The organism is Arthrobacter sp. cf158 (assembly GCF_900106835.1).
Classification (GTDB): Bacteria; Actinomycetota; Actinomycetes; order Actinomycetales; family Micrococcaceae; genus Arthrobacter.
The window spans coordinates 26,566-38,500 of record NZ_FNNR01000014.1; the positions used below are offsets into that span (position 1 = coordinate 26,566).

10 protein-coding genes are annotated in these 11,935 nt (G+C 59.8%); 1 reads left to right on the plus strand and 9 read right to left on the minus strand.

Annotated elements, in window-relative coordinates; all coding sequences use genetic code 11:
- Nucleotides 1–58: 58 nt before the first annotated feature.
- From BLW08_RS21695 to BLW08_RS21705, 3 genes are read right to left on the minus strand one after another with little or no spacing between them, the layout of a single operon-like run.
- Nucleotides 59–2,245, minus strand: coding sequence for a glycoside hydrolase family 3 N-terminal domain-containing protein (locus BLW08_RS21695; RefSeq protein WP_091328078.1), 2,187 nt, complete (start codon nt 2,243–2,245; stop codon nt 59–61).
- Between the two features lie 11 nt (nt 2,246–2,256).
- Nucleotides 2,257–2,649, minus strand: a complete 393-nt coding sequence (locus tag BLW08_RS21700; protein ID WP_091328079.1) for a C-glycoside deglycosidase beta subunit domain-containing protein — start codon at nt 2,647–2,649, stop codon at nt 2,257–2,259.
- Nucleotides 2,639–3,622 (minus strand): sugar phosphate isomerase/epimerase family protein, encoded by a 984-nt coding sequence (locus tag BLW08_RS21705; RefSeq protein WP_254780010.1) that lies wholly within the window; start codon nt 3,620–3,622, stop codon nt 2,639–2,641. Before BLW08_RS21705 ends, BLW08_RS21700 begins: the two co-directional genes overlap by 11 nt.
- A 363-nt stretch (nt 3,623–3,985) precedes the next feature.
- Here BLW08_RS21705 and BLW08_RS21710 point away from each other — a divergent pair, with 363 nt between their 5' ends.
- Complete coding sequence (locus BLW08_RS21710) at nt 3,986–5,500, plus strand: GMC oxidoreductase (RefSeq protein ID WP_254780011.1); 1,515 nt, start codon at nt 3,986–3,988, stop codon at nt 5,498–5,500.
- Between the two features lie 65 nt (nt 5,501–5,565).
- Here the strand turns inward: BLW08_RS21710 and BLW08_RS21715 are convergent, their stop codons facing one another.
- From BLW08_RS21715 to BLW08_RS21740, 6 genes are all read right to left on the minus strand, one after another.
- Nucleotides 5,566–7,206, minus strand: a complete 1,641-nt coding sequence (locus BLW08_RS21715) for a DUF5597 domain-containing protein (RefSeq protein ID WP_217639263.1) — start codon at nt 7,204–7,206, stop codon at nt 5,566–5,568.
- A 54-nt stretch (nt 7,207–7,260) separates the two neighbouring features.
- Nucleotides 7,261–8,097, minus strand: coding sequence for a carbohydrate ABC transporter permease (locus BLW08_RS21720; protein ID WP_091328086.1), 837 nt, complete (start codon nt 8,095–8,097; stop codon nt 7,261–7,263).
- A gap of 6 nt (nt 8,098–8,103) precedes the next feature.
- On the minus strand, nt 8,104–9,063 hold the full coding sequence (locus tag BLW08_RS21725; RefSeq protein WP_091328088.1) for a carbohydrate ABC transporter permease: 960 nt from the start codon (nt 9,061–9,063) through the stop codon (nt 8,104–8,106).
- A gap of 34 nt (nt 9,064–9,097) precedes the next feature.
- The gene (locus tag BLW08_RS21730) at nt 9,098–10,507 is read right to left on the minus strand and encodes an ABC transporter substrate-binding protein (RefSeq protein WP_091328089.1); all 1,410 of its coding nucleotides are present in this window, start codon (nt 10,505–10,507) and stop codon (nt 9,098–9,100) included.
- 239 nt (nt 10,508–10,746) lie between these two features.
- The gene (locus BLW08_RS21735) at nt 10,747–11,391 is read right to left on the minus strand and encodes a TetR/AcrR family transcriptional regulator (RefSeq protein ID WP_091328091.1); all 645 of its coding nucleotides are present in this window, start codon (nt 11,389–11,391) and stop codon (nt 10,747–10,749) included.
- A gap of 22 nt (nt 11,392–11,413) precedes the next feature.
- Nucleotides 11,414–11,902 (minus strand): PhzA/PhzB family protein, encoded by a 489-nt coding sequence (locus tag BLW08_RS21740; RefSeq protein ID WP_091328092.1) that lies wholly within the window; start codon nt 11,900–11,902, stop codon nt 11,414–11,416.
- Nucleotides 11,903–11,935: the final 33 nt, after the last annotated feature.

An 11,935-nucleotide genomic window follows, 5' to 3' on the forward strand; every position in this document is an offset into this window, starting at 1 on the left:
GATCTATTCCAAATCCTTAGCCATTGCTCGCCGATTTTTGGGTTGTAGGGGTATCCGTCTATCGACGTAGGTGAAGGCTCCGAACCGCCGCTGCGTCGAGGCCACCGCCCACATGAATTTCGAAGGCCCCTTCCTCTACGACGTAGCGAGCGTCGTTGTCCCAGAAGCCGAAGTCATTCCAGCCGAGTTCGAAAGACAGCGTCCGCGTCTCTCCGGGCTGCAAGCTGGTACGAGTGAAGCCCCTGAGCCGCCGGACGGGCTGTGCAAGGGAGGCGACGAGGTCTCGAATGAAGACCATGGTGACCTCGTCTCCTGAGCGTGAGCCTGTGTTCGAAACTTCGATCTCAACGCCAACGGGTTGCCCGCTTTCAAGGTCCGACAATAAGATCTCCGGAGCGGAAAGCCTCGGTTCCCCGTACTCGAATGAGGTATAGCTCAGGCCATGACCAAAGGGAAACTGAGGGCCAAGGTCCAAGTCCTTGTACTTGGATGTGTAGTGGTCGTCTGTGTTGCCGGGGCCCATCAGAGCAACATCAACGGCACCGGCGTCGAGTGTTCCTGACACCCTTGCCGGACGCCCGGTGTTCTCGTGGTCGTAATAGATGGGTACTTGGCTGGAGGAACGCGGAAAGGTCATTGGTAACCTCCCGCCGGGATTCACCACGCCGCTCAATGCACGAGCCACTGCCTTGGGCCCTTCCAGCCCAAGGTGCCAGGCCTCCATCACTGAAGGCGCCTCATCAATCCACGCACTTGTGACCAGCGGGCGTCCGTTGAACATGACCACAGCGAACGGTTTACCTGTCGCCGCAACGGCCTGGATAAGTTCTTCCTGCACCCCTGGGAGTCGAAGGTCACTCCGTGAACTGGCTTCTCCGGTGAGGGCTGACGGTTCACCGACGGCGACCACAACAACGTCGTAGTCATGAGCGTCACCCACTGCCTGGGCGATCAGATCGGCCTCCCCTCCGAAGAAGCCGGTCCCTTCCCTCACCGTCAGCACCCATTCCGGGCACTCCCGCCGGATGGCGTCGGCCAAGGAACCGGCCGGCTCCGCGAAGGACTGGACCCAGGCTCCAAGATGGTCAGTGCTGTTGGCGTACGGACCGAGAAGCAGGATGCGCTTCGGCCCCGGGCCGAACGGCAGGACGGATTCATTCTTGAGCAGAACCAGCCCCTGTTCGGCAGCCTTGAGCGCTGCACGCCGGCTGGTACTCGTGGGGGATGTCACCTCGGATTCGGGCTCCCGGAAGGGATCATCGAATAGACCGAGGGCAACCTTGAGGCCGAGTACCCTGCGGACGGCGTCATTCACTCTTTCCAGGGGCAGGTCATCGTGGCCAAGGCGCGCATCGCCGTCGTCAGCAACAAGATTCCCACCCATTTCGATGTCAAGCCCGGCAGTAAAGGACTGTCTGAGGGCATCCTGGAGGTCTCCTGCGATTCCGTGGTCGAGGAGGTTCACCACGCCGTCGGCGTCGCCTACCACCGCGCCGGCGAACCCCAGTTCATTCTTGAGGATTTCGGTCAGGAGCTGCTGGTTGGCGTGTGCCGGTCGACCGGAAACCGTATTGAAGGCTGCCATCACTGTGGCCACACCGGCATCCACTGCTGATCTAAATGGCTCAAGATAAACATTCCGGAGCCGCTGTGTGGACACATCCACGGTGTTGTAGTCACGCCCACCTTCGGCCTGCCCGTAGGCCACGAAGTGCTTTGCACACGCAAGGATGGAGTCGCGGTCCCGTAGAGAGCTACCTTGATAGCCGCGAACCTTCGCCGCCCCGAACACGCCGTTGACGTACGTGTCCTCTCCGAAGCCCTCCACAACACGGCCCCAGCGAGGATCGCGGGACACATCGATCATCGGAGAGAAGGTCCAATTGACTCCCCCCGACGCAGCTTCCTGCGCAGTGACGCGGGCGTCGGTTTCCGCCGTCGAGGGATCGAAGCTTGCCGCCTGAGCAAGGGGGACAGGGAACGTGGTCCTCTGTCCGTGAATCACGTCCAAGCCCACTAACAGAGGAATCCCGTGCTGGGTCTCTTCCCGGGCAATCCTCTGGAGTTCGTTGGTGGCTTCCGCGCTGCGAGGCCAAAAGACCGCACCGATGCCGCTCCGGACCAACTCCGCAGCGTCTTCCAAACGGGGCCGAAAGGCTATCTGGAGCTGAGCCAGCTTTTGTTCCCACGTCATCGATGCCACGAGACGGTGGATGACGTCCTCCTGAACCTGGGTTGCTGTCATTTGTGGGCCTTTCAGTGTCGAAGGGTGAGGGTCTTGTGGTCTGTTCCTCCACCTGGCACGGGCATGTAGGAAATTCGAAGCCTTTGCCGAACGGCAACCGAATGCGGTCCCTCAGTAAGGCCACCTGCCTTATCCACGGACACTGTGGCCACCTCCCCCATTTCCCAGCGATCATCAAAGACACCGGGCAGGTCTGTCAGCTTGTACGTATTCCCGTGGACCGTCAGTGACACCGAAGCGCTCGAGGAAGTTTCGCCATCGATGGTCACCTCGATGTCCTCCACCATGGAGAGACCTAGACCGCGATAGTACGGAAGCCGCACGCCAAGCTGGAAGCCCGTGACATCGTCGTCGTCACCTGTATTCCTCAGGGTGTCCTCAACGATGATGTATTTATCGAACATTGCTGCCTCCATCGGCGAAAACGCCGTTGCCTTGCGTTGCCCCGGCGTCGAGCGTTGTTTCTTCACCCAGCAGGCGCTGGAACATGCGGTGCTGCCGACGGACCTGTTCCACGCTGTCTACCTCCACGATGTCCTGGATATGCCGGTTGCCTTCATACTCGCTGGACAGATATCCGTCATAGCCGCCTTCAATGAGCACAGGAATGATCTTGTGGTACGGAATGCTGTATTCCGACCCGTCGTCTGTCATCTCGTAGAACTTCGCTTGGATGTGATGGATCAGCGGCATGTGCTCCAGCATCACGCGGGGTTCATTCCATGTGAGGAAGGTTGAAAGGCGGGCAATTCCTTGCTCTACAGGGTTCGCGCCCATGTAATTGAAGGTGTCCATGAGGCCATGCACGTCCCCGCGGTTGTTGTAGGTCTCCACTGCGAGCTCAACGAACTTCGGCCGGGCACCGTCGCGCAGCGCGCGCTCGGACATTACCCGTGGGAACCGTTCCACGAAGGTACCCATGTCCGGCATGAACCCCAGAGCTGGAGACTGCAGGCGATGCATCACTTCCAAGTGCCGGAGAATCCACGGATGCTCGTAGTGGAACGGTGCATGGACCTCCAAGAGCAGCTTCAGCCCCAGCCTTTCGGCATACGAGGCACAAGCCTCCATGACCTCCGGTGGTGTGTTGATGATGGCGCGGACGAACTGCGCGCCGAGCCGTTTCGCAATGTCCAGGTCTTTGCGAACGGACACGGTCATTTCAGCGAGTGTCATCACCCGTCCGGGGTATCGCTTCGTGTCGAGGAACAGGTCCGTGGCTACCGTGGTGGTGCCGTACTTTTCCATCCACTCATCCCAGTCCCGGTAGAACGCTTCCCCCGGGTGCGGGTAACCGGTCATCGACTGTTCCGGGATGATTTCGACGCCGAATGCTCCAATGGACCCGGCCTCACTGACACAGTCCTCAAGGGTCATTTTCTTGAGAAAGCATTCTTCCTGGTAACTGTAAAAGCTGACTCCACGCTTAATTTGATGGGCGGTATTCAACACCCAGCTCCTCGTGTTTGGCGCGCTTCTGCGCGACATCTCGCACCGACCTACGACGGGCGTATTCCCACGCTACTGTCGTGTCCACGCAAAGGGCAGCGCTGGAAAGATCACGAAAACCGATGCTGCTCATCAATAGATCGAATGCCCACAATCGTCCTGCGCGCCGTCGCAACCGGTACCGTCAATTCAGGTGCCTGCATCGCTTAGTACGCTTCGTGCGTTGATGCTCCCGGGCACTGTGCCTCCGGTTCCATCACCCGAGCACTGAGTAATCCGCGAAGGATTCCCGTGGAAATCGCATCCGACAAAGCACACCAAGCCTTCGATGTCGTTATCGTCGGCAGCGGCCCTGCGGGCGCCGCTTATGCCCGCGTCCTGCATGAAGAAGCCCCACAGCTCCGGGTATTGATGGTTGAAGCTGGCCCTTTACTGTCCGAGCAACCGGGCTTGCATGTTAAGAACTTGCCTGACCCGGCCGCAAGAGCGGCGGCCCAGGTGGCCTCTCAGGGTCCGATGACATCCCTGAATCCGGAAACACCCACACCAGGTCCAGGCCGACCGGGAACCTTCCTGCTGCGTCCCGACGAGTTCGCTCCCCTCGCTGGCATGCCGGCAGCGGCCATGTCCAGCAACGTCGGAGGCATGGGCGCGCACTGGACCTGCGCCTGCCCGAGGCCTGGGGAATCTGAACGGATCGTGTTCCTGGACGATGGCACGTTGGACGCAGCCCTTTCCGAGGCAGAGCGGCTCCTGTCTGTCACTGCGTTGGCGTTCGAGGGTGCACCGTTTTCCGCCGAAGTCCGCCAGCGACTGGCCGGGGAGTTTCACCGCACCGGATCCACGGCCATCCAGTCGATGCCGCTGGCCGTGCAAAAGCTTCCTGATGGAACCATCACATGGTCAGGGACCGACGTCGTCCTTGGCCCGCTGGCCGGACCGGCGACCCGCGGCGACCGCTTCGAACTCCGCGACCGGACCCTTTGCCGACGAGTTCTGATCGACGACGGCCGCGTTACCGGAGTAGCACTCAAGAACCTCACCACTGGGATTGAATACACCACATCAGCGCCGGTTGTTGTCGTCGCAGCGGACGCCCTCCGCACGCCGCAGGTGCTGTTTGCCTCCGGCATCCGGCTCCGCGCTCTCGGCCGCTACCTGAACGACCAGCCGCAAGTGGTCAGCGCCGTCCGGTTGCCCACCGACACGGTGATGGACAAAGACGGAGATGCAGTGGTGGGCGCAGCGCGGCACAGCGGCGTTTCCTGGGTTCCCTACACGGACCACGAGCCGTTCCACGGCCAGGTCATGCAGCTCGATGCATCTCCCATTCCCTTGGCAGACGACGACCCGGTAGTCCCCGGGTCCATCATTGGTCTCGGCTGGTTTTGTGCCACCGAGACCGTTGAAGAGAATCGCGTGGAGTTCGACGAGGACGCGCTGGACCACTATGGGATGCCCGGCATGAGCATCCAGTACAGCCTCACTTGGAAGGACTTGCGGGTTATTGACCAAGCAAAGGAGGCTGTCACACGCGCCGGCAAAGCCTTGGGCACGTTTCTGGATGACAGGCCGCCCTTCCTGCTACCGGCAGGATCCTCGCTCCACTACCAAGGGTCCGTGCGTATGGGCCAGTACGACGACGGTCGCTCCGTCTGCGGCCCGGACAGCCAAGTTTGGGGTACCGACGGTTTATACGTTGCCGGCAACGGAGTCATCCCAACGTCCACAGCGTGCAATCCAACCCTGACCTCTGTGGGGTTGGCAGTTCTGGGTGCTCGCGCGATCTCTAACCGCTTGAGTTGAATCACGCAGACATGAAGAAGGGCGGCACCACCCATAAGGTGGTACCGCCCTGCCTTTGTGCAGCGTCAGTGCTGGAAAACTTCCAGCAGTTTGATGCGGGATGCGCTGATCCTGTCGCCCTGAAGAACCTGCAACCGCTCATCGCCGTTCAGGAGGCGGCCCTCTTGCCAGCCATCGGGTGTCAGCCGAAGCTCCCGCACTGAATCCACTTCAAGCACTGAGCCGCTCTTGTGGAAATCGAACAAAGCACCCTGGCCGACGACGAGGAACTCCAGTGGACCCGTCTCGATGACGAGTCCGAACGGACGGTTGTCGCCTGGAGTGTGACCGTGGGCGGCCCCCTCGGTCTCCCCCGGTAGTTCGGGAGGCGGAGGCAGAACTACCCCTGCGTCCAAGAGCATTGCTGTGTAGAGCTTGGCTGCGTTGCGGATGCTAACGGTGATCTCACCGAACGTGGTGACCACGTCGTCTTCATTTTGTTCCAAAGCGAATCCGAAAATCCGCCCATCCCGCTGTGCGTCGACGATCTCCTGGGTCAGCGAAAGAATCGCCTGGCAGGCCTTACTGTATTGGTTGCCCTCGCGGCCATCCTCCAGGCCGAAGACGTGGTAGCCGAAACCTCCGAATCGCCCCACGGCGAGGAAGGCGTCCCCTGCCCGAAATCGGGCTTCCGGGATGAAGAGAGGATTCTCCGGAGTTGCGTACTGGGCCATGATTTCTGCGGAATGGGGTACGTAGATATCCGGGGCCAGGAAATCGAGGGCGGGGGCAGCCGCCTGCCACACCGGCAGCATCCTGGCCGTCGGCCCGCCACTTGGATAGTTGCCCGGTAGGTCTTGGCCGGGCTGAGGACCGATCCAGGCATTGGCGTAGGCCGGAAGATCCAGCAGCTCCTTGCCAGCGGCGGCAAGCCCACCGACGTATGTTGCAAACGCCCACGCCATGAAGGTTTCCTCAGCGGCTGGGTTGCCGTCGCCAAAGTGATCGGCCCAACTGGCGTCAGAGGAGGTGATGGGACGGAGCGAATCCGCCAATGCGGAATCGAAGGAGTACTCGCTGTTGGCCAGAGCCTTCCTGAGTGTTTCGGGTACGGGCGATTCCCAGGCTGACTGCGCTGCTTCCGAACGGTCTCGTCCGGCCCCGAGGAGCCCCACTTCGTTCTCTACCTGAACCATGATCACGGTGTGCTGCGTATCCGTTTCGGCAAGGTGTGCCATGAGACGGCAATACGCAGTTCTGTCGGCTTCAAAAAGATCGTTCGAAAACACGGTCAGGGTTGGACGGGGCATCGATCCCTTATAGGAGAACGGTGTTTCCATGGGTTTGGATCCCCGATCCGCGCGAGGAAAGCGCGAAGGGTCATGCCGCACCCATGACGGCGCATAGGTGGAAGAGGCATTCTTGAAGGCCCCAAACCAGATCAGCACAAGCTTAAGACCAGCGGATTGGGCGCCTGCTATGAGCCCATCAACAGCGGAGAAATCAAAGACGCCTTCGGTTGGCTCCACTTGGTCCCAGGCCACTGTCGCAATGACTGTGTTGACCTTCGAATCCGCAATCCCTCCCCAGCGTGATGCCATGTAGCCGGGATCTGACGAACTCGAGTTGTGCAACTCTCCGCCAATGCAGAGGAACGGTTCATTGTCGACGATCAATCGGGCATGTCCGGAGTATCGTTCGAGTCTCGGAAGTGGGGGCATGTTCATCTTTCGTTGAGTCTGTCGGGTTAGTTGGTGGCTGAGCCGGATTGCCCAGCGGCGTCAGGATTTCACGCCTCCTGTGAAGCCCTGGATGAACTGCTTTTGCGCAAACAGGAAGAAGGCCATGATGGGGATCATAGAAATAATGATGGCTGCGAAGATCACGTTCCATTCGGAAACGCTCTCGCCGACGAAGTTGTAGATCACCACAGGCAGCGTTACTGCGTCAGAGCCGTTGAGGAAGATCAGGCCCGTGAAGAAGTCGTTCCAGACGATGAGTCCGGTGAAGATCGCCACGGTGCCGGTGGCCGGCGACAGCAGAGGAAAAATGATCTTGCGGAAAACGGTGAACCGGGATGCCCCATCGATCTGGGCGGCTTCCTCGTAATCCCGGGCTATTCCATTGGTGAAACCCATATAGAGGAAGATCGAAATGGGGAGCAGCGCACCGGCGTACATAATGATGGTGCCCGCATGCGTTCCCACAAGTCCAACATTGCGCATGCCCACGTAGATGGGAATGATCGCGGCTTGGGCCGGCAACACCATGGTGACCAAGATGAGCCCCAATGCTGCTTTGCTCAACTTCCCGGTCCGGCGGCTCAGCGTATAGGCGGAGATTGACCCAACAGCTACCAGCACCAGGACGCTACCGGCGGTGATGATGATGCTGTTGAGCATTCCATCCATCAACGTTGCTTGGCGTCCGCCTTGAATGGCTTGCCCAAACGCGTCCAAGGTGGGGTTGGTCACCAATTGCATCGCCGAGGTCGTGAGTGCGTCGCTGCCATTCTTGAGGGCAAGGTTAATCAGGAAGTAGAACGGCAACAGGAAGATGAAGGCAACCAGGATCAGGAGTGCCTCACGGAACAACGTCTTCTTCGTATAACGGAACATGGCTGGCTAACCTTTGGAATTCGTACGGAGGAGGAGGCGCTGAGCCACCGTGAGGATGATGATGATCACGGACATGACCAAGGCAAGTGCGGCACCGAATCCGAATCGGCCCATCACAAAGGTCTCCTTATAGATGGTCACTGCGAGAGTTTCGGACGCGCCATAGGGCCCGCCGCCCGTCAGTGCTTGAATCTGGTCGAAGACACGCAGACCGTTGATCAGCATGAGTGTCATGGCGATCACCACCGAGGGCATGATGGCCGGGAGGACCACATAGTTGAACCTTTGCCACAAGCTTGCCCCGTCAAGGGACGCCGCCTCTTCGAGCTCCGGAGAAACGGTTGCCAGTCCGGCCAGGTACATGACCATGACCAAGCCGACGTTCTGCCAAACCATGACAATGATGATCGCTGGAAGGACGGTTGACGGGTCGCCCAGCCACGTCCGCTGCAAAGACTCCAGTCCGATCGAGGCAAGGAATTCGTTGAGCGGGCCGTCTTGTTCGAAGATGAACTTCCAAATGTAGGAGGTCGCCAACGAGCTGAGCACCACCGGAGCGAAGATCAGCGTACGAATAACATTGCGCGATTTCACGGTCCGGTTAAGGCCGAGAGCCAGTAGCAAACCGAGGACGTTTGTCAGAACCACGAATGAAATGCCGATGATGAAGGTGTTGATCAGTGCTGTGGTGGTCGGGCCACCCTCGGCAATTGCCGCGAAGTTGTCCCAGCCGACAAACTGCCACTTTCCCAAGCCTTTCCAGTTGGTAAAGGCGAAGAATGCCCCAATGGCGCTGGGGGCGTAGTGGATGAGCACCAGGGCCAGGAGTGCGGGGGTGAACCACCACCACGTGGCGAACCGACGCTCTGTGCCGCGGTGATCTTTGCGGCCGTTCTGCTTGCTGGAGCGGGGCTGGCGCCCGGTGACCCGGGCGCCCTCCGCTTTCTGCTCAAGTTGTGCGGTCATGGGATGTTCTTCCAATCGGGTTGGTCGCCGGTGACTAGGCGCCGCGGTCGTACTGCTCGTCCATGGTCTTCAGAACCTGGTCAGGACTAGCCTGACCGGTCAGAAGTCCTTGGATGCCAGTGCCAAGTGAGTCGTAAACACCGCTGTTCGGCCAGAGGTAGTTGGGCTGCGTAACGATCTTCTTCTCAGGTTCGGAGAAGAAGGGCTCAAGCAGTGGGAACTGCGCAGGCACCGTCCCCGAGACTGCGGCAGTGATCGAAACGTTTCCGTTGGCTTTCGCCAGGGCATCCTGGTTGGCCGGCTGGGCGAGGAACTCAAGGAACTTGAGGGTGGAGCCCTTGTGCTTGCCTGCGGCGTTGACGGCCAGGGCGTTGCCCGGGCTCGCGATCAGTCTGGTGTCCTCGGCTTTCTCGCCGGGGATGACTGATACGTCGAAGGATCCATCCTTGACCTGGCCACGAAGGGCAGCGACTGCACCGGCCGGAGCGAATACAGCTGCCACCTTGCCTTGGGCGACGGACGGGAACAGCTGATCGAACCCGGCACCTGCGGCGCCATCCTGGTAGCAGCCGGCGTCCTTGAACTTCACGATCTGTTCCAGCACCTTCTTCCAGTCAGAGTCAGCGAACGTGGTTTCCTTCTTCGCGCGCTTTGCATCCCACTGGGGATCCTTGGCGTACACAAAGGAAGCAGCCAGCTGCATTGCCTGGAGACCCGTGTTGGCACCGGAAGTACCTGCGACTGCGAAGAACGACTTACCCGCCGCCCGTGCCGTTTTGCACTGGGCGATGACTTCGTCCAACGTGGTTGCCTGCTTGAGGCCAAGCTCTTTCAAGACCGCCGTGTTTTGCAGTTCCGTAATGGGAGCAAGGTCGGCAGGAACTGCGAAGATCTTGTCTTCGTCGTAGTACAAGTTCTTTGCCGATGCAGGAATCGCATCTGCTGCCCACTTTTGATCGGTGAGGTCCTGCAGGTAGCCGGCCTCTGCCAATGACGCGAATGACTGGTTGTTGCCCCTGCCTGCCGTGACATAGAAGATGTCGGGTGCGTTGCCGGCTTGCAGCTGCGTACGCATCGTCTGCCCGTGCTGATCGTTAGGCGATTCCACCAATTTGACGGTGATGTTGGGGTTCTTTGCTTTGAAGGCGTCAATCAGTGCCAAGTAGGGGTTTCCCGCGCCGCCGCCTGTGAAGGCGGGAGTTGCGAGACTGATCTCTACTGGACCCGTTTCCTCCGCGATGGGTTCGCTGCTGCTGGCATCTCCGCCGCCGCAAGCGCTCAAAGCCAAAGCGGTCACAGACGCTACCGCCGCGACGGAGAGGAACCTCCGGCCTGCGGGGCTTGTTACTTTCTTCATGGTGTGGCCTTTCATGACGTCGTTGTCCTGTTCGCCGTAGCGATCAGTGGATTCGAGCCTTGCGTCAGTTTGTGTTTCCTGGATCACAAGCTGGCTCCTGTCATTCAAGGTAGGTCAGGAAACTGCGGCCATGGAAATAGTTATCGTCTATGCTCACCATCTTCTCTCCGCATGGCTGTTTTCCCCCATGGGTATTTGCGCGCGTTTGAGGCCCAATTCAGATGTCGCGCGGAAGGACCCGGCCGTGTCCAGGACGAATTCGAAGACAGTCACAGTGGTGAGGGTCCGAGGGACATCACCTTCGACGACGCTGGTCGTGGAGACGCCTAGACGAGATCCGCTAACAGGTACGCGGCGATCATGCCGGAAAGATTATGGAGCATTTCATCCCAGTCGTCCTGCTCGGTGCGTGGAGATGAATGCCCCAGCCCCAGATGACGTGCAAGGACGTCATAGGAAAAGGTGAAGGCCCAATATCGCTTGCGCTCGGACGCTTCAGGAAGCGCAGCGCTGAGCCGCTGCAGGGCGTCGTCGAAGCATGCGCCCAACCTGGAATGGGACGCCGCACCCCGTTCCGAGATGGACTTGTCCCCGACTGCATGGAACATCAAGGCCCTAAGGACGGCCGCCTCTGCTTCCAGTACGGCGGCGAGCCGGGACACGACGCCGCCTACGAACCTCTCGGGTGGAGTGGCAGGTTCATCCTCGGACGCACCGAAGAGCTCGGCGGCATGGGCGTCCATGCGATCCATTACTCTTTCATGGACCGCGTGGACGAGTTCGCTCTTGCCTTTGAACCTGGAGTAGATGGTGCCTGTTGTAACTCCCGCACGGGATGCCACCTCTGCCAAGCTGAAGTCACTCGCGCCGCGGGCGGACAAGGCCTCCTCTGCAGCATCCAGCAGCTTGGCTTCGGACTGCCTGCTGCGTTCTTGCTGCGGAATTTTCCTGCCCGCTCCGACGACGCCCATGAGACTCCCTGTTTCGTATGACCTAGTTCAAGAGTTCCGCCGGTGTCTGCCACTCAGCCGGGGGCTTCCAGTCTCCCAGCGGCGGCGTGGGAACGGGATCGCCAGCATCATTGCGTGACGGCTGTGTGGGATCACAGAATTCGCGGAACTCCTTGATCTTTCCATCCTCCAAGCGAAAAGCCATGACGTAGTGGTTCGCCGCGTTGACAGGTTCATGACCATCTATGCGGATGACACCCCTACCGTCGCACTCCGCCCAGAACCGGTCGTCGTACTGCGTGTCGAAAACTTCCACGCCGCTCCACGTCCAGTCCGTGAAGATTTGGCGGTTGCGCGTGAAGTTGTAGCTGATCTCCCTGATTCCCTCCATGTCGATGGGATGCCCCATCGAGGTCCAGGGAAGCTCCTTGCGCCCATCCACGGCGAAGAGGGCAGCCCTCTCAAGTCCTGAGGTAACGAAGAATCGCTCCACTGTCCGTCGGTTTACTTCCTTGATGCTGCTGTGGGCCATGCCGGCTTCTCCTTGAGCTGTACGAATCAATAA